The organism is Phyllobacterium sp. (assembly GCF_037994405.1).
GTDB lineage: Bacteria > Pseudomonadota > Alphaproteobacteria > Rhizobiales > Rhizobiaceae > Phyllobacterium.
On sequence record NZ_JBBNAN010000017.1, the window covers coordinates 1 to 17,408 of the forward strand.

Genomic DNA, 17,408 nt, shown 5'->3' on the forward strand with positions numbered 1-17,408 from the left:
AAGAAAATCTTGATGAAGAATCTGAACAGACTTCACCTCAACGGGCTGAAAGCGGTCGAAGCGATCGGCCGGCTGGGGTCGCTACCAAAGGCAGCGGAGGAGCTTGGCGTCTCCGTAAGCGCGGTCAGCCAGCAGTTGATCCGCACCGAGGGACAGATCGGTCACGCGATCTTTGACCGAACCCGAGGTGGCCTGGTTCCGACCTCCTTCGGCAAGAGTTTTCTGCCCAGGCTGGAAGATGGTTTCCAGCAGCTTTCCAAAGCAGTCGCGCTGGCCGAGGGCGCGGGCCAGGCCTTGCTACTGTCCGTTGCGCCGACCTTTGCCTCGAAATGGCTGGTGCCGCGCCTCGGGCGGCTGCGTACGGCCTGTCCCGATCTCAAAATCCGAATCGATCCTTCTCCCGGCATTGCCGACCTTAAAAGTTCGGACATTGATCTGGCGATCAGGCTCGGCAGCGGCGATTGGCAGGACGGGGTATCGGAATGTCTGTTGACGCAGAAAATGTTCCCGGTCTGCACACCCAACTTTGCCGAACGTTTGCACGGACCTGCAGATATCTTCAGCCAGCCGATCATCTGCTACGAGAACCCGATGTTCAGCTGGGACGACTGGCAGGCGGCGACCGGGCTTGCCGGGCCGTTGCCCTTCGACGGCACTACCTTCTCCGATCCGTGGCTCGGCCTCGATGCCGCAATCAGCGGGCAGGGCATCATGCTGGCCTGGGACCTCTTCGTCGAAGACGCCCTCGCTGACGGTCGCCTCGTTGCTCCATTCCCAACACGCGTGCCGTCTGCGATCGCCTATTGGCTGGTATCGCCGAAAAATCGCAGACCGACGCAGCAGATGCTGCATTTCCAGAACTGGATACGAAACGAAATTGCGCAAGGCAATGCGACCTAAACTGTTTGATCTGTTGACAAATTATACCGAAGTTTGAAGAGTGCCGGTCATCTGGATTAGCAGCGGTGGGAGGACATTATGTCTATGCGCGCGGTTATCGGGTTTTCAGCGTTTCTTCTCTCCGTTTTCGCAGCCACAGTTCCTGCTGGCGCCGCAGAAACCAATCGCGATGTCGTCACGACAAAGGACGGCGATTATTTTGGCTTTGACCTGCGCACGGAACAGGATGTCACGCTCGATCAGTGCGAACTGGTCTGCCTTGCAGACCGGTCCTGTAAGGCTTTCACCTACAACCCAAAGGTGAAATGGTGTTTCCTGAAGTCTGATTTCAATCAGCTGAAAAGTTCACCGGGATCGGTGGCCGGCAAGGTGGTCGAAACCGCCGCTGAACCCGATATCGGCGCTCCACCGAAGCTGCAATTCGTGTCCGATCAGCTCGCGCAGGACGCGCGACAGGTCAAGGCGAGTCTCTCGCTGAGCGACGAGCAGAAGGCACAAGGGGTTGATGGCCTCGTGACGGCGGCGCGAAAGGAACTTAGCGCCGGGAATATCGAAAATGCGCTCAAGGCCTTCAAGGGCGCGCTCGCTGTTACGCCGGACAATGGCGAACTCTGGCTTGAGACGGCGCGTGCTGCCAATCGTGCCGAGAAAAACACTTATATCGCCGGCCAGGCTGCACTTGCAGCGCTCAATGGTTACCAGCTGTCGCGCACGGCGCAGAGCCGCGCCGATGCGCTTGCCGTTCTTGCGGGAGCGTTGCAAAATTCGGAAAACTATCGCGCCTCGCTTAGCGCCTACAAGGCGAGCCTTGCGCTGGTGAATGACAAGGCGGTCGAGGCCGCTTATCTCGATTTGAAGGCCCGCCAGGGTTTCCGCATTATCAACCACACGATTGATGCGGACAGCGCCACGCCGCGTGCTTGCGTGCAGTTTTCCGATCCGCTCGTGAAGATGGGCACGGACTACGCTCCCTTTGTGACGCTGAACGGTGCCGCTCCCAAAGCGGTGGAAGCCAAGGGCAGCGAGATTTGCGTCGAGGGCCTCGAACATGGCCAGCGCTATAAGCTTGCCTTCCGCCCCGGCCTGCCGTCCTCCGTGGGTGAATCGCTGGAAGCGCCGGTCGATCTGGACATCTATATCAAGGATCGCTCGGCCATGGTGCGCTTTACCGGCGACAGCTTTGTTTTGCCGAGCACGGCACGCCGCGGCATACCGATCGTCTCCGTCAATACCACCAGTGCCAATCTCAAGCTTTATCGCATCGGTGATCGCGGCCTTGCACCACTTCTGACCAGCTCGCAGTTCCTGACGCAGATCGATGGCTTCAACGCGCAGCGCCTGCAGGACGAAGCAGGCGAACTGGTTTGGCAAGGCGCCATCGATATCCAGTCCGATCTCAACAAGGACGTCGTCACCAGCTTCCCGGTGGATGAAGCCCTGCCGCAGCGCAAGCCCGGTGTCTATGTGCTTACAGCAGTTTCTCCCGATGCGAAGACTGAGGAGTGGGATGCGCAGGCGACGCAGTGGTTCGTCGTCTCTGATATTGGCCTTTCTACCTATGCGGGTACAGATGGGTTGAACGTCTTTGCTCGGTCACTTGCCACGGCGCAGCCGCTCATCGGCGTTGAATTGCAGCTGCTTGCCAAGAACAATGAAATTCTCGGCACGGCTGTTACCGATACCGAGGGTAGGGCGACCTTTACCGCCGGTTTGATGCGCGGCACGGCGGCCATGAGCCCGGCGGTGATCACTGCCAAGAATGGCGATGCGGACTATGTCTTTCTCGACATGACCCGAGCAGGCTTCGATTTGTCGGATCGTGGCGTGACAGGTCGCGCCGCTCCAGGCGCCATTGACATTCTCGCCTGGACCGAACGCGGTATCTATCGCGCCGGCGAAACCGTGCACGCCTCGGCGCTGGCACGTGACAATGCGGCCAATGCCATCGAGAAGTTGCCGCTGACATTCGTGTTCGAGCGTCCGGACGGCGTTGAAGACCGGCGCATGGTCAGCGATGGCGCCAATCTCGGCGGCCATACGCTGGATCTTTCCCTTCAGGCCAATTCCATGCGTGGCACCTGGACGATGCAGATTTACACCGATCCCAAGGGTTCGCCGATCGCCGAGAAGCAGTTTCTTGTCGAGGACTTCGTTCCGGATCGGGTTGAATTCGATTTGACCAGTGATGCCAAGGCGCTGGAAGTCGGCAAGTCCACGCCGGTTAAAGTCGACGGGCGTTATCTCTATGGCGCTCCTGCCGCCGGGCTCAATCTCGAAGGCGAAGTTGCCCTTAAGCCCACCCGCGAAAGCGCAGACTTCAAGGGTTATTTCTTCGGCCTCGCTGACGAACAGGCAAGCGAAGACACGCGCATCCCGCTGGAGGATTTGCAACCGCTTGACGACAATGGCAAGGCAACCTTCGACGTTTCGCTTAACGACGTTCCTTCGACCACACAATTGCTTAACGCCGATGTTGTCGTGCGCATGCAGGAGGCTGGCGGCCGCGCCGTCGAGCGCACGCTAACGCTGCCGGTGAAGCCGCTAGGTTCGATGATTGGCATCAAGCCGGAATTCTCGGGCGATCTTGCTGAGAATTCCGTCGGCAAGTTCCATGTCATTGCGGTCGACCAAAATGGCCAGAAACAGGCCATGCAAGGCCTGGAGTGGAAACTCGTCAGTGTCGAACGCAATTACCAGTGGTACCGTGATGGCAACTCCTGGAAATACGAGCCGATCCTGTCGACCAAGCAGATTGCCAATGGCGCGGTGAATGCAACCGCCGATGGCGCCGAGATTTCTGTCCCGGTGACCTGGGGCCGCTTCCGTCTCGAAGTGGAAACCGCTGCAGCGGACGGGCCGGCCTCCAGTGTCGAATTCGATGCTGGCTACTATGTCGCCGCCACGTCAACAGAAACACCTGATGGGCTTGAAATCGCCCTTGATAAGGAAAACTACGTTGCTGGAGATACGGCAAAGCTGAAAGTCTCGCCGCGTTTTGCCGGAGAACTTCTGGTCACGGTAGGCGCCGAGAATCTGCTCGCCACCAAGCGGGCAAGCATTCCTGCGGAAGGTGGTGAAGTCGATATTCCCGTCACCGCAGATTGGGGCGCTGGCGCTTATGTCGCGGCCACGCTGTTCCGACCCGGCAATGCGCAGGAAACCCACATGCCGATGCGGGCAATCGGTATCAAGTGGCTGAACGTAAGCCCTGGCGACCGCAACCTCGCCGTAAAGCTCGACACCCCGCAAAAGACCGAGCCGCGCAAGCCGTTGAACATTGCGCTGCAGGTAACAGGCGCTGGTGCGAATGAAGATGCTTACGTGACGGTTGCCGCGGTCGACGTGGGTATTCTCAATCTTACCCGCTACGAGGCGCCCAATCCCGACGGCTGGTATTTCGGCCAGCGCCAGCTTGGTCTCGAAATCCGCGATCTTTATGGCCGCCTCATTGACGGTTCGCAGGGCGCTACGGGCAAGCTGCGGACTGGCGGCGACGGCGCGCAGATGCCGATGCAGGGCAGCCCGCCCACCGAAAAGCTCATCGCGTTCTTCTCAGGACCGGTGAAACTTGATCCGCAAGGCAAGGCGAATGTCAGCTTCGACATTCCGCAATTCAACGGAACGGCCCGTGTCATGGCTGTCGTCTGGTCGAAGTCGGGCGTTGGTCATGCTACCTCCGACGTGGTCATTCGCGATCCCGTGGTTGTGACCGCGAGCATGCCGAAATTCCTCGCTCCCGGCGACAAATCGTCGTTGCGGCTCGACATCGCCAACACCGATGCGCCGGCTGGCGACTACCAGCTTCAGGTAACCAGCAATCCGGTCGTGAGCGTCAATCAGCCGGGCGCATCGCAGACCGTCAGCCTGACCGCAGGCGGGAAGTTCGATCTGACGCTACCGCTGACCGGCGAGCACCCCGGTGATGGCGTGGTGTCGATCAAATTATCCAACGCCTCCGGGCTGTCGCTTGAGCAGACGCTCAATGTCCCGGTCCGGCCAGCAACGCTGCCAGTCACGGTGCGCAAGCCGATCAAGATCGCACCGAACAGCAGCCTGAAGGTCGACAGCGAATTGCTGGCAGGCAGCATCCTGCAAGGGGCCTCGGTCAGTCTGAATGTTACACGCTCGGCTGCCTTCGACATTCCCGCCCTGCTGATGACGCTCGATCGCTACCCCTATGGTTGTGCCGAGCAGACCACCAGTCGCGCTTTGCCGTTGCTTTACATGAGTGAACTTGCCAGGCAGTCCGGGATCGCCGAAGAGGGCGACGTACAGAAGCGTGTGCAGGAAGCAATCTACCGTGTCCTGTCCTACCAGTCTTCGTCCGGTAGCTTCGGTCTGTGGAGTCCTGGTTCCGGCGATTTGTGGCTCGATGCCTATGTCACGGATTTCCTCACCCGTGCCCGCGAACAGAAATATGAAGTGCCGGAGCAGGCGCTGGTCCAGGCATTGGAAAATCTGCAGAACTCGCTGAGCTACGATGTCAACGTCAAGGACAAGGGCAATGAGATCGCCTATGCACTCTATGTCCTGGCGCGTAACCGCAAGGCCGCCATCAGTGATCTGCGCTACTATGCTGACACGAAGCTGGCCGAATTGCCCACGCCGCTGGCGCGGGCACATCTTGCGGCGGCGCTGTCGCTCTATGGCGACGCACAGCGCTCGCAGAGCATCTTCACCGACGCCCTCCAACAATCGACGTTGGTAACCAATGTGAGCCTCGTCCGCTCCGACTACGGCTCATCTTTGCGCGACGATGCTGCTGTTCTGGCATTAGCTGCCGAAAGCCGCCCGGTCCCGCCGATCATTCCGCAGCTGTCGAAGATCGTCGCCAGCGAATGGGAGCGCAAGGTCTATACGAGCACGCAGGAACAGACCTGGATGCTGCTCGCGGCGCGCGCCATCCAGGGCGGCGACAAGGATCTGAAGCTCGATATCAATGGCGCTGCCCATGCCGGCGGCTATGTCGCGCGGCTGACGGGCGATGAACTGCTTGCCCAGCCGGTTACCATCACCAATGTGTCGACCGAACCGGTATCTGCAGTCGTGACGTCCGTGGCGTCGCCATCGCAGCCGCTTCCAGCTGGCGGCGACGGGTTCAGCATCGAGCGCACCTACTATTCGCTCGATGGCCAGGCGGCCAGTGTCAGCGAGGCCAAACAGAACGAACGTTATGTGGTCGTCCTGAAGGTGACCGAAAACAACAACTGGCCGTCGCGCGTGCTGATCACCGATCTCCTGCCAGCCGGATTCGAGATCGATAATCCCGGTCTCGTTAACAGTGCCAGCCTGTCGAATTTCGACTGGATCGGCGAAGTGGAAGCCGCTCATACCGAGTTCCGCAGCGATCGCTTCGTCGCTGCCTTCGATCGGACGTCCGGTGATAATGGTGAAATCACGCTGGCCTATGTGGTCCGCGCGGTGACGCCCGGCACCTATGATCATCCGGCTGCCAGCGTCGAGGACATGTATCGTCCGCAGTTCTCGGCACGCACGGCAACCGGTCGCATGGAGGTTGTTGCAGGACAATAATGCTGACCTGGCGAACATTCTGCATCGGTGTCTCGGCCAATTCGGTTTTGGCCACGATGCTGGCTTTTGGCCTCGACGCAGCCGACCGCGCCTTCCCGCCGCCGTTGGAAAAGGCGCGGACAGTCTCGACCGAAGTGCTCGATGCCAATGGCCAGTTGCTGCGTGCTTTCGCAACGCCGGAAGGCCGCTGGCGGCTTGGCACCACTGCAAAGGACGTCGACCCTCAATTCGTGCGGATGCTTATCGCCTACGAAGATCAGCGCTTCTGGCAGCACCGGGGTATTGATCCCATCGCGCTGGCGCGGGCTGCAGTCCAGCTCGTCAGCAATGGCCGCATCGTTTCCGGCGCCTCGACCCTTTCCATGCAGGTGGCCCGGCTGATAGAGCCGCGCGAGGGCCGCTCGCTCACCGCTAAGTTCCAGCAGCTTGTTCGCGCCCTGCAGATAGAGCGGCGCCTGACGAAACCGGAAATCCTCGATCTTTACCTGACGTTGGCGCCCTACGGCGGCAATCTGGAAGGGATCCGCGCCGCGAGCCTTGCCTATTTCGGCAAGGAACCCCGACGCCTTACCGTGGCGCAATCAGCCCTGCTCGTCGCGCTGCCGCAGCTCCCGGAAAGGCGCCGGCCGGACCGCAATCTAGCCCTTGCCGAAGTCGCGCGGGGCCGTGTGCTGCATCGCATGGCAGTGGCGAAAGTCGTGGGTGAGGGGGAGGCAGAACGGGCCGGCCTTGCGCCAATCCCGGCACGCCGGTTGCAACTGCCACTTTATGCGGCGCATCTGGCGGAAGCGGCGCAACGCAAGGAACCGAGCGTCAGGCGCCACCAGACCACATTGCAACGGAGCATTCAGCAGGGGCTTGAGGCCGTCGCAAAGGATGCAGCCACCCGGCTCGGACCAAAGGTTTCCGTCGCCATGGTCATGGCGGATGTCCGCACCGGCAAAATTGTCGGCGAGGTCGGTTCGGCCGACTATTTCGACGCGAGCCGCTCGGGTTGGATTGACATGACCCGCATCAACCGTTCGCCGGGATCAACGCTCAAACCCTTCATCTATGGCCTGGCATTCGAGGATGGGCTGGTCAGCCAGGAAACCATCATCGAGGATCGGCCGGCCGACTTTTTCGGCTACCGGCCGCGCAATTTCGACATGAGCTATCAGGGCGATGTCAGCATCAGGCAAGCACTGCAATTGTCGTTGAATGTGCCTGCCGTCCGGCTGCTTGATGCCGTCGGCCCGACGCGGCTCATGGTACGGTTTCGCCGTGCCGAAGTGCGACCGGTCTTGCCACCCAATGAAGCGCCGGGGCTTGCCATTGGCCTTGGCGGCGTCGGCATCACACTGAAGGATCTCGTGCAGCTCTATGCGGGCCTCGCCAATCGCGGCAGGCCGGTGCAGCTGGGCGATGGCATCCAGGACAAACCAGAAATCATCGAGGGCGAGCCGCTGCTCGAACCGGTGGCTGCATGGAATATTGCCGACATTCTTTCCGGCGTCATGCCACCGCTCGGCGCGGGGCAACGCGGCATCGCCTACAAGACGGGGACCAGCTATGGCTATCGCGATGCCTGGTCGGTCGGATTCGACGGCAACTATGTTCTCGGCGTCTGGGTCGGCAGACCGGACAATGGCGCTGTCCCGGGCCTAACCGGCTATGGCGCTGCCGCGCCAATCCTGTTCGAGGGCTTTGCCAAGTCCGGCGTCGCCATCGCGCCCTTGCCGCCGGCGCCCGCTGGTGCCATTCGGATTGCACAGGCACAATTGCCTATCAGCCAGCGGCGTTTTTCCATGAATGCAAGTGGCTTGCTCGCCTCAACGCGTGAGCCCGCGCCGCAGATCATCTATCCACCGGAAGGCGCGCGGATTGATCTTGGAGCAAATACCGGCGGCGAAATCATGCCGCTGGCGTTGAAGCTGCAGGGTGGGCGTGCCCCGTTCCGCTGGCTTGCCAACGGCAAGCCCCTGCCGGAAACCTCGCGCCGTCGCATCAACCAATGGGTTCCGGATGGCGGTGGTTATTCGACCCTTACGGTGATTGACTCGGTTGGCCGTGCAGCCAGTGTCCGCGTTTTCGTCGATTGACCGTTTCAACCGTACCGGCTGATGTTGAGCGGAGAAGCATCGACATCCGGCGATTTTCCCGAGACAAGGTCTGCCAAAACTCGGCCAGAGCCGCACGACATCGTCCAGCCGAGTGTGCCATGACCGGTGTTGAGATAGAGGTTGGAATATTTGGTACCGCCGCCAATGATCGGCGGACCGTCCGGCGTCATCGGCCGCAATCCCGTCCAGAAAGTCGCCTTGCTAAGGTCACCGCCGCCGGGGAACAGATCGCCGACCGAATGGTGCAATGTCGCCCGTCGCGCATCGCGCAAGTTGAGATCATAGCCTGAAATTTCCGCGGTACCGCCTGCGCGGATGCGGTCACCGAGACGGGTGATTGCGACCTTGTAGGTTTCATCCATCACGGTCGAGACAGGCGCGGCGTCTTTGTCTGCGATTGGAGCGGTGATGGAATAACCCTTTACCGGGTAGACCGGAATGTGCACGCCGATGCGTCGCAAAAGGAAAGGTGAATAGCTGCCGAAGGCGACAACATAAGCATCGGCCGTCAGCTCTTCCGTTTCGGTCGAAACACTGGCGATACGATTACCGCTTGTGTTGATTGAAGTGATCGTCGTGTTGAAGCGAAACGTGGCGCCTTTTTCCGCGCAAAGCGCCGCCAGTTTTTCGGTGAACATCTGGCAATCGCCGGTCTCATCGCCGGGAAGACGCAGCCCGCCGACAAACTTGCCTTTGACATTGGCGAGCGCAGGTTCTGCAGTCATGCATCCAGCCGGGTCGAGCAGCTCATAGGGGACGCCGAACTGCTTCAGCACCTCGATGTCACCTGCCGTACCGTCATATTGCTTCTGTGTGCGGAAAAGCTGCAGCGTGCCTTGTGTGCGCTCGTCATAGGCAATGCCCACCTCGGCGCGTAGTGTCTTCAGGCAGTCGCGGCTGTACTCGGCAATCGGCACCATGCGTGCCTTGTTGCGAGCATAGCGTGCGGACGTACAATTGCGCAGCATGCGCATGAGCCAGAGCGCCATGTATGGATCGAATGTCGGCCGCACGACCAACGGACCGAAATGCATCAGCATCCATTTGATCGCCTTGATGGGCACCCCAGGTCCAGCCCATGGCGAGGAATAACCGGGCGATATTTCCCCGGCATTCGCAAAGCTGGTTTCCAGTGCTGGCCCAGGCTGCCGATCGACCACGACGACTTCATGTCCCGCTTGCGCCAGATACCAGGCGGAGGTCACACCGACGACGCCGCTACCAAGGACAAGAACTTTCATGATCGGGAGGCTCCTTTAAAACAACGCGATACCCTTTACGCGAAAGGGCAATAGAGATGCGTCGCACTGTGGGATGGCCAAATATTTCTTTCCAGACTTTTCTTGGCGATGCGCTGAAATGTCATCTTATTTTGCCGTCGCTCAAACTCGGGGCAAAATAAAAGGCCGGGAAAACCCGACCTTCTCAAATTCTTCTCTGCAGTCAGTGCCAGTACATCCGTGGTCAAAGACGCGAAGACGAATTATCTTTAAGCAGCCTGAAGCTGATCAGCTGTCATCTTGCCGGACTTGTTGTCACGGACCAATTCGAAGCGGATCTTCTGGCCGTCATTGAGGCTGCGCATGCCAGCGCGCTCAACGGCAGAGATGTGTACGAACACGTCTGCAGAACCATCATCCGGTTGAATGAAGCCGAAGCCCTTTGTGGAATTGAACCACTTTACTGTTCCAGTGCTCATGATGAACCCTTTCAATGGAAATATTTCAATACAGGGCGCGACGCGCCATGCAGTTTTTAGCTCGATTTTTGAAGAAGGATCTTTCAGAGCGCATTAGGCGCAATAAAACTAATAACAAACTACCAAATACCGAGACTGTTACATAGGGCCGCGCGGTTGTTTAGTCAATGCCAAGAACCAGGAAATAATTTCAAAAATCAGGAATATTGCCGGTTCGCAGCCGTTTTTTATTTTGAATTATTTTCTTGTCGTCGCTCCAATCGCTTGCAATTTCCTCACAACTGATCGTCCCGATAGACGAGCGCGAACGGCTTTCCCGAATTCTGCGGAGTTCTATTTGGCCTTGGCCGTGCGGGCAGTCTTTGCTTTTGTCTTGACGGCTGCAGTTGGCCCCGAGCCAAGTTCGGCCTGTTGTTCGGCTTCCTTGGCAAGACGTAAAGCCTTGAGGCGCGCCGTCTTGCTTTCCCATTTTGCAGTTTCATCATTGATGATGGCCGCTGCCGCAGCCGTGGTAGCTTGGCTCTTTTGCTCGGAGGGGCTCAAAACCCGCTTTGGATGGATGCCAACTTGAGGCATCTGTTTCAGACTGTGTTTCATCATGTCTCGCATTGTTGGCTTTGCAACCATGACACGTGGCGGTCGCCAAGTCTATCGCGCAATCTTTTCCCGGCCGGGCTTCCAGCCACGCGCGAAACCATAGGACATGGCAAGCGAGGCATATTCTATCTCGCGCAGCAGGAACTCCCGCTCTGCCAGCAAGGCAGCAATCGTCGCGCGCATATCACCCTGATGATAGGCCAGCGCTTCATCGATTTCGTCTTCCGGTTGTTTGGATATGGCGTTCATCAGAATCTCCTTTTTCGGAAAGATTGCCACAACCGGTCTTATATGAAAAGGAATTTGTTCCTGTTTTGTTCACATTTGTGGGCAGGCTGACAATTGCATCCTGGTTGTTAAGTCGAAGCACCAAGGCTACCCTCGCCACGGCAGTTGGAGGAGGAATTCATGGTCAAAGTGGTCGCATCCTTCACGATGTCGCTCGACGGCTTTATCGCCGGGCCAAATATCAGTCGTGATCATGCGATGGGCGAGGGCGGTGAGCGGCTGCATCAATGGCTGTTCGATGACGAGTCGGACATGGACCGCAAAATGGCGCAAGAGATGTCCGGCCGCGTCGGCGCGGTCGTCCTTGGCAAGCGAACCTTCGACGTAGGATTGCAGCACTGGGGAGATACGCCCTTTCCTGCGCCGAGTTTTGTAGTCACCCGCGAGAAACGCGATCCGCTGCAAATGAAGAGCGCCGCATTCACCTTCGTCGACAGTGGGGTCGAGAATGCCGTTGCTCAGGCGAAAATGGCGGCAGGCGGCAAGGATGTTGTTGTTATGGGCGCGAACGTTGCACAGCAATTGTTGACAGCCGGCCTTGTGGATGAATTCGTTCTTCAACTCGCGCCGGTTTTGCTCGGCCAGGGCAGCCGCCTGTTCGAAGGTATCGGCAAAAATCAGATCGAGCTGAAATGCACGCGAGTCGTCAAGTCGCCGCTGGTCACCCATCTGCGGTATGAAGTCATATGAAGATAAAGCCCCGGCGATCGCCGGGGCTGTCACTTACCAAAACCGTTAGCCTTTGGGCTTGCCCTTTGGCGTTGTGCTTTCCGCCTTTTTCAGCATGGAGCTGAAAGGAACTTCCGCCTTTGGCGCAACCTTGTCTTTCTTTGGTTTTCGTACTTCGCGATTGCTGCGCTGTTGACCCTTGGCCATGGTACTCTCCTGCGGCTTGAAACAGATGGTCGTGCTGGACGAAGAATCGGCAATTTGGAATGAGATTGGCGGGTCGAACCTCTGACGCCGCGAAGAGCCAAGCCTGGCCAAAAGACGATCCAATAGTGTTCGCCGCCATTTGCGGTTTAATTGCGGCTCTTCATGATGCTATCACATCGGGCCGAATGGTGGTAAACTAACGCTACTTGCCAGAAAAACCGAAAACTATCCGCTGGATCATCGATCCACTGCGGTTTTATGGCATTTGGAGGGCTCCACGATTATGTTCATACACGCTTTGAACTTCCTGAAAAAGATCAAGAAACCTGTCGTCACATCAAAGGAAACGCCTGTTAAGATCACGATACCCCCGGTCAAGAAACCCACGCGGCGCGAGGTTGCCGACAGCGACGGAAAGCTGCGGCGCATGCGCCAGCTCGTCGAACAAAACCGCCTGATCTGATCGGCCAGCACATCCGGCGCTGCCTTCTAGCGGCGCCATTTTCTCTGCCATTATCCGAGGCTTCCCGCGAAACGCTCTGCCAGCCTGTCACGCCTGACAGATTCCACAACAAAATCAACGAAGGCGCGCGTTTTGGCCGGAAGCAGTGTGCGACTGGCGTAGTAAATCGAAACAGATCCTGCATCTGCATACCATTGCGGCAGCAGGCGCACCAAGGCGCCGCTTTCCAGATAAGGTAGCGCGTCCGGTACGGCAATTAATGACACGCCGAGACCGAGCAGCGCTGCCCGACACATAGCGGCGGGGTCGTTGAACACGATCTTTTCCACGGGCATTGCCTGCAACTCTGCGCCATGAGCATTTCGCATTGTCCAGTGCCGGACCCTCCCGGTCCGGGAAGAACGCATGAATATGCCATCCAGCGCGGCAAGACCTTCGGGATCGGCTGGCGGCGTCCGCCCTTTCATATATTCGGGTGACGCGACCGCAATGATGTGCACCGGCGCCAGAGCGCGCGCGACGATACCCGGCGCCAGTTCGAACCCGCCGCCAATGGCCGCGTCAAACCCCTCCGCAACCAGATCGACCTGACGATTGTCGAATTCCCAGTCGGGGCGGATCTGTGGATAGCGTCCAAGGAAGGCCGCCAGCAGCGGCAGGATATAATTGCCCATGGTAACGCTGGTACTGATCTTGAGCACGCCGGCCGGCTCGCCACGATCGGCGGCAACATTGGCGATGGCGGATTGCAGCCCTTCAAGGTTTGCCTCGACAGCAAGCAGAAAGCGTTCTCCAGCTTCGGTCAACGTCAACTTTCGCGTGCTGCGGTGAAACAGCCGCACTCCAAGGTTGCGCTCCAGCATGGCGACGTTGCGGCTGACCGCTGCCGGGGTAACTGCGAGGCGCCGCGCCGCTGCCGAGAAGCCACCGGTTTCGGCACTGCGTACAAAGGACTCAAGATTGGCCAGCGTTTCCATGGTAAAACCTTCAACGAACAGTTGAAAGTAATTAAAGCGATTACTTGCTTATAGTCAATGAATGAATAGGCCATCTTCACTCGAAACCCAAACTGTCTGAAAGGAACAAGATCATGAGTATTGGTATTATCGGATCAGGGGCAATTGGTTCAAACTTCGCACGGGCGCTTGCCCGTGCCGGGATTAAGGCCACTATCGCCAACAGTCGCGGACCGGAATCACTGAAAGATCTGGTTGAGGAACTTGGCCCTTCGATCAAGGCTGGTACGCGAGAAGGGGCGGCGAGCGCCGATATCGTGCTTGTGGCTGTCAATTGGACGAAACTGCCGAAGGCGCTGGCCGAGCTGCCCGCCTGGAACGGGCGCGTTGTCATCGACGCCAACAATCCAATCGAGGCGCCGCTGTTTCAGCCGATTGATCTCAATGGCCGCGCCTCCAGTGAAGTCTTTTCTGATCTCGTGCCAGGCGCAAAGGTGGTCAAGGCGTTCAACCACCTGCAGGCACACCTGCTCTCAACCGACCCTCGGGCTGAAGGCGGACGCCGTGTTCTCTTTTACTCCGGAGATGACACTACCGCCAAAGCCGGGATTGGTGCCCTTATTGAGCGCCTCGGTTTCTTTGGTCTTGACCTCGGCCCGCTCTCGGTAGGTGCGCGGCTCGTGCAGTTCCCTGGTGGCCCACTGCCTGTGCACAATCTCGTCAAATTTGGCTGAGGTGGGTTTATCGACGGTGCCCGCTCCCGGAGACGGAGCCGGGCCCTTTTTGTGGCATTTCTCCGGCTCAGAGTGCAGCGGTAAGGCTTGGCACGGCCGGGGAGGGTATTAGTTGCAGTTGCGCCGCGCCAAGCCCTGCTGACGGAAATAGCGTCAGTTTATGGAAACGCGAAGATTGCCTCTTGGTTCCATGGACTTCGATTGAAGGAGAGTTCGGTTCCTGCCCGGGCGAATGCTGTTCCAATCAGCCATACAACGGTCAGAAATATCAAAGCGATCGCAGCCAACAACAAAAGGCCGGCAAGAGTGAGCGGCTGGTGATCATGCTCAGACATACTATACATCTCTGGATTGCAATTTCTGCTTAATACAATTTATGCGTGAATTATCAATAAGAACATGTGTTTGTGCGAAGGATCAGATGATGGCCCCAGGTCAGGCCGGTGAACGCGTTGAAGAAATAATTGGTTGCCGGGTGCCATGGATTGCGTTGGGTTCTTTCGCTTTCACCAGAAGTGACCCGACAAACCAGCATCCGGAGAGGAAAACACCCATGATCACCGCAAGTATCAGGAAGTCTTTGGTTTCAAGCGGCTGAAAGTCGGGCTCACGCATCGGCAACATCCCATCACTGGCGGTGGCTTGCGACACTCCTCCCGAGCCTCGGCAATCCACGATTGCAATTTTTACTATCATGGAAGCACTTAACGCCCTACTGCTTGGCAATAGTCCCTTGGAGTTAACCCAGCCGCGAACGGATCAGGAACAAAAGAAGCTCGACCGGCAAAATGCCGGTTCTGGATCCCTGACGCTGTAATTTCCGTGCTGCCCTTGGATATTTGCCAAAGCGTGTTACATTATACCCAACGTTAATTACAAAGCGTCTTGCCTGCGTCCTTGATGGTTCGCGCGGCGCTCAAAGGATACGATTTTGAAAGACCCCGAATCTGGCGCGTGGAACGCGCCGAATGGAGGGGCGTCTGGTGGTGGCAAGGTGCCGAACGGCACTGTAAATACCGCCAAGAGCGGACCCGGACCGCATGGGGATTCTGCACCGCAAAGGCAGGAAAGCCAGTCCGATTCCCAGGAAGGACGCTTCGACAAGAGCCCAAAGAAACGTGCGCGCCGCCGTAGGCGTGGAAAGTCGAAACAGGCGAATGTTTCGACGCTGCAGACGTCTGCAACCTTAGCTGCGGGCGCCGCAACCGGCAATCCAGCCAATACGCCGGTCAAGACAGGCAAGAAACGCCGGCCCAACCGGTTTCGTCGCCGCGGCCGCGCAGGTGTGAAGCCGGCCGATATCGTTGCCCCGGCTGGTTCCTCACCGTCCAACGGATCGTCCGCGCCGCCCCTGCAGGAAACGCCGCGCCATGAGCCCAGGTACATAGGCTCGCCGCTTTACGCTGCGCTCGATCTTGGCACCAACAATTGCCGGCTTCTGGTAGCCTCGCCGACGCGTCCGGGCCAATTTCGGGTTGTGGATGCGTTCTCCCGTATCGTTCGTCTCGGCGAGGGATTGGGTGCAACGGGGCGCCTTAGCGAAAACGCCATGAATCGCGCCGTCGAAGCGCTGAAGATTTGCCGCGACAAGTTGCATAATCACGACGTACGCCGTGCGCGCCTCATTGCCACTGAGGCCTGCCGTCAGGCTGAGAACGGGGGCGAGTTCTTGGCTCGCGTGAAAGACGAAACCGGCCTCGAACTTGAGATCATCAACCGCCAGACCGAAGCGCGCCTTGCAGTCTCTGGTTGCGGCACGCTGGTGGAACGCGAGACCGACGCGGTGGTTCTATTCGACATTGGCGGTGGTTCGTCCGAAATCGCCTTGATCGACGTGTCTGAGCGCCGTTCGCCGCGCCTTGCCGAGCACATCATTGCCTGGACGTCATTGCCGGTCGGCGTTGTAACGCTCGCCGAGCGTTTCGGCGGGCGCGATGTGACCACGGATAATTTCGCCGTCATGGTCAGTCATGTCGCCGATCTCCTCAACGATTTTTCCGAGCGTCATAAACTCGGCGACCTCGTCAACAGCCAGAATTTTCATCTGCTCGGCACGTCCGGTACGGTAACGACGCTTGCCGGCATTCATCTCGGGCTTGAGCGTTATGATCGCCGCCGCATCGATGGCATCTGGATGCAGAACAACGATGTGACGGAGATGACGAGCAAGCTTCTGTCCTGGAGCTTCGATGAGCGTGTGGCCAATCCGTGCATCGGTGCCGACCGCGCCGATCTTGTGCTCGCGGGCTGCGCGATTCTCGATGCCATCCGCAATGTCTGGCCAAGCCAGAAGTTACGGGTGGCAGACCGCGGTTTGCGCGAAGGCATTCTAACCGAACTCATGTCGCGCGATGGCGCGTGGCGCAATCGTTGGCACCGTACCGGGAGCGCACATGGCTAAGACAACAACAGGTGGTCGCGGTGGCACCGGCACACGCGGCCTGCACACCAAGGTCAAGAAGAAGGCGGGCACGATCAAGGAATCGTCACGCCGCTGGCTGGAACGTCACATCAACGATCCGTATGTGCAGCGCTCCAAGCAGGATGGTTACCGCTCGCGCGCAGCCTACAAGCTCATCGAAATCAATGACCGCTACAAGCTTTTGAAAAAGGGCCAGCGCATTATCGACCTTGGGGCCGCCCCAGGCGGCTGGAGCCAGATCGCTGCCTCGATCGTTGGTTCTCCCGATGATTTTCCAACGGTCGTTGGTATCGACTATCTGCATGTTGACCCCCTGCCGGGTGTCACCTTGCTCGAAATGGATTTCCTTGATGACGCGGCGCCGGAAAAATTGATGGAAGCGCTTGGCGGCAAGCCCGATATCGTGCTCTCGGACATGGCAGCACCGACGACCGGCCACCGCCGTACCGACCATATTCGCACGACACATCTATGCGAAGTTGCTGCAGATTTTGCCGTTTCCGTTCTACGTCCGGGCGGCCACTTCCTCACCAAGACGTTTCAGGGCGGCACGGAAAACGAACTGCTCACGCTGCTCAAGCAGAATTTCAAGTCAGTGCATCACGTCAAGCCTCCCGCATCGCGGGCTGAATCCGTCGAGCTCTATTTGCTCGCGCGCGACTTCAAGGGTTGAGTTACGCCAGTCGCTGTCTTGGAAACACAGGCAAAACTGCTATACAAACCCCTCGACCCTTGTCCACGAATTCTCTCCGGCAGAACGCGTCCTAATTACCGAGAGGTGCTCTAAGGCAAGGCTGATGCCGCAGTTGGAGAAGCCAATCCCCTCCAACGCACCGGCT

The 17,408-nt window shown here is 58.5% G+C and carries 15 protein-coding genes; 8 read left to right on the forward strand and 7 right to left on the reverse strand.

Features of this window, described 5'->3' with window-relative positions; translation table 11 throughout:
- The 3 genes from AAAC48_RS01295 to pbpC all read left to right on the forward strand — a co-directional run.
- On the forward strand, positions 1-900 hold a 900-nt coding region (locus tag AAAC48_RS01295), incomplete at its 5' end, for a LysR substrate-binding domain-containing protein (RefSeq protein ID WP_340652440.1).
- A gap of 84 nt (positions 901-984) precedes the next feature.
- Positions 985-6,432: an alpha-2-macroglobulin family protein gene (locus tag AAAC48_RS01300; protein WP_340652452.1), complete on the forward strand. Its 5,448-nt coding sequence runs from the start codon at positions 985-987 to the stop codon at positions 6,430-6,432.
- Complete coding sequence (gene pbpC / locus AAAC48_RS01305) at positions 6,432-8,513, forward strand: penicillin-binding protein 1C (protein WP_340652441.1); 2,082 nt, start codon at positions 6,432-6,434, stop codon at positions 8,511-8,513. Before AAAC48_RS01300 ends, pbpC begins: the two co-directional genes overlap by 1 nt.
- Positions 8,514-8,518: 5 nt before the next feature.
- Here pbpC and AAAC48_RS01310 read toward each other — a convergent pair whose 3' ends face one another.
- The 4 genes from AAAC48_RS01310 to AAAC48_RS01325 all read right to left on the reverse strand — a co-directional run bounded on the left by AAAC48_RS01310 (position 8,519) and on the right by AAAC48_RS01325 (position 11,079).
- Entirely contained in the window at positions 8,519-9,775 is a 1,257-nt protein-coding gene (locus tag AAAC48_RS01310) for a D-amino acid dehydrogenase (RefSeq protein WP_340652442.1), read from the reverse strand.
- A 248-nt stretch (positions 9,776-10,023) separates the two neighbouring features.
- Positions 10,024-10,233, reverse strand: a complete 210-nt coding sequence (locus AAAC48_RS01315; RefSeq protein WP_106709203.1) for a cold-shock protein — start codon at positions 10,231-10,233, stop codon at positions 10,024-10,026.
- Positions 10,234-10,566: 333 nt separating this feature from the next.
- Positions 10,567-10,833: a hypothetical protein gene (locus AAAC48_RS01320; protein WP_340652443.1), complete on the reverse strand. Its 267-nt coding sequence runs from the start codon at positions 10,831-10,833 to the stop codon at positions 10,567-10,569.
- A gap of 48 nt (positions 10,834-10,881) precedes the next feature.
- Positions 10,882-11,079, reverse strand: a complete 198-nt coding sequence (locus AAAC48_RS01325) for a hypothetical protein (RefSeq protein WP_340652444.1) — start codon at positions 11,077-11,079, stop codon at positions 10,882-10,884.
- Between the two features lie 159 nt (positions 11,080-11,238).
- Here AAAC48_RS01325 and AAAC48_RS01330 point away from each other — a divergent pair, with 159 nt between their 5' ends.
- Positions 11,239-11,808, forward strand: a complete 570-nt coding sequence (locus AAAC48_RS01330; RefSeq protein WP_340652445.1) for a dihydrofolate reductase family protein — start codon at positions 11,239-11,241, stop codon at positions 11,806-11,808.
- A 45-nt stretch (positions 11,809-11,853) separates the two neighbouring features.
- On the opposite strand, the gene AAAC48_RS01335 is transcribed toward AAAC48_RS01330, so the two are convergent.
- On the reverse strand, positions 11,854-11,994 hold the full coding sequence (locus AAAC48_RS01335) for a hypothetical protein (RefSeq protein WP_340652446.1): 141 nt from the start codon (positions 11,992-11,994) through the stop codon (positions 11,854-11,856).
- Between the two features lie 283 nt (positions 11,995-12,277).
- On the opposite strand from AAAC48_RS01335, the gene AAAC48_RS01340 reads away from it, so the two are divergent.
- Entirely contained in the window at positions 12,278-12,457 is a 180-nt protein-coding gene (locus AAAC48_RS01340; RefSeq protein WP_340652447.1) for a hypothetical protein, read from the forward strand.
- 50 nt (positions 12,458-12,507) lie between these two features.
- Here the strand turns inward: AAAC48_RS01340 and AAAC48_RS01345 are convergent, their stop codons facing one another.
- Positions 12,508-13,434, reverse strand: coding sequence for a LysR substrate-binding domain-containing protein (locus AAAC48_RS01345; protein WP_340652448.1), 927 nt, complete (start codon positions 13,432-13,434; stop codon positions 12,508-12,510).
- A gap of 92 nt (positions 13,435-13,526) precedes the next feature.
- Here AAAC48_RS01345 and AAAC48_RS01350 point away from each other — a divergent pair, with 92 nt between their 5' ends.
- Positions 13,527-14,147 (forward strand): NAD(P)-binding domain-containing protein, encoded by a 621-nt coding sequence (locus tag AAAC48_RS01350; protein WP_340652453.1) that lies wholly within the window; start codon positions 13,527-13,529, stop codon positions 14,145-14,147.
- A 435-nt stretch (positions 14,148-14,582) separates the two neighbouring features.
- Here AAAC48_RS01350 and AAAC48_RS01355 read toward each other — a convergent pair whose 3' ends face one another.
- Complete coding sequence (locus AAAC48_RS01355; RefSeq protein ID WP_340652449.1) at positions 14,583-14,762, reverse strand: hypothetical protein; 180 nt, start codon at positions 14,760-14,762, stop codon at positions 14,583-14,585.
- Positions 14,763-15,078: 316 nt separating this feature from the next.
- On the opposite strand from AAAC48_RS01355, the gene AAAC48_RS01360 reads away from it, so the two are divergent.
- Both AAAC48_RS01360 and AAAC48_RS01365 read left to right on the forward strand, forming a co-directional pair.
- Positions 15,079-16,548 (forward strand): Ppx/GppA phosphatase family protein, encoded by a 1,470-nt coding sequence (locus AAAC48_RS01360; protein ID WP_340652450.1) that lies wholly within the window; start codon positions 15,079-15,081, stop codon positions 16,546-16,548.
- A complete protein-coding gene (locus AAAC48_RS01365) occupies positions 16,541-17,242 on the forward strand; it encodes an RlmE family RNA methyltransferase (RefSeq protein WP_340652451.1) in 702 nt (233 codons plus the stop codon). Before AAAC48_RS01360 ends, AAAC48_RS01365 begins: the two co-directional genes overlap by 8 nt.
- Positions 17,243-17,408: the final 166 nt, after the last annotated feature.

What these genes read in the sequence shown, in the direction of transcription:
- AAAC48_RS01325 (WP_340652444.1), bottom strand. Translation starts at nt 11,079, where the DNA reads ATGAACGCCATATCCAAACAACCGGAAGACGAAATCGATGAAGCGCTG.
- AAAC48_RS01355 (WP_340652449.1), bottom strand. Translation starts at nt 14,762, where the DNA reads ATGCGTGAGCCCGACTTTCAGCCGCTTGAAACCAAAGACTTCCTGATA.
- AAAC48_RS01340 (WP_340652447.1), top strand. Translation starts at nt 12,278, where the DNA reads ATGTTCATACACGCTTTGAACTTCCTGAAAAAGATCAAGAAACCTGTC.
- AAAC48_RS01310 (WP_340652442.1), bottom strand. Translation starts at nt 9,775, where the DNA reads ATGAAAGTTCTTGTCCTTGGTAGCGGCGTCGTCGGTGTGACCTCCGCC.
- AAAC48_RS01300 (WP_340652452.1), top strand. Translation starts at nt 985, where the DNA reads ATGCGCGCGGTTATCGGGTTTTCAGCGTTTCTTCTCTCCGTTTTCGCA.
- AAAC48_RS01320 (WP_340652443.1), bottom strand. Translation starts at nt 10,833, where the DNA reads ATGATGAAACACAGTCTGAAACAGATGCCTCAAGTTGGCATCCATCCA.
- pbpC (WP_340652441.1), top strand. Translation starts at nt 6,432, where the DNA reads ATGCTGACCTGGCGAACATTCTGCATCGGTGTCTCGGCCAATTCGGTT.
- AAAC48_RS01365 (WP_340652451.1), top strand. Translation starts at nt 16,541, where the DNA reads ATGGCTAAGACAACAACAGGTGGTCGCGGTGGCACCGGCACACGCGGC.
- AAAC48_RS01330 (WP_340652445.1), top strand. Translation starts at nt 11,239, where the DNA reads ATGGTCAAAGTGGTCGCATCCTTCACGATGTCGCTCGACGGCTTTATC.
- AAAC48_RS01315 (WP_106709203.1), bottom strand. Translation starts at nt 10,233, where the DNA reads ATGAGCACTGGAACAGTAAAGTGGTTCAATTCCACAAAGGGCTTCGGC.
- AAAC48_RS01335 (WP_340652446.1), bottom strand. Translation starts at nt 11,994, where the DNA reads ATGGCCAAGGGTCAACAGCGCAGCAATCGCGAAGTACGAAAACCAAAG.
- AAAC48_RS01345 (WP_340652448.1), bottom strand. Translation starts at nt 13,434, where the DNA reads ATGGAAACGCTGGCCAATCTTGAGTCCTTTGTACGCAGTGCCGAAACC.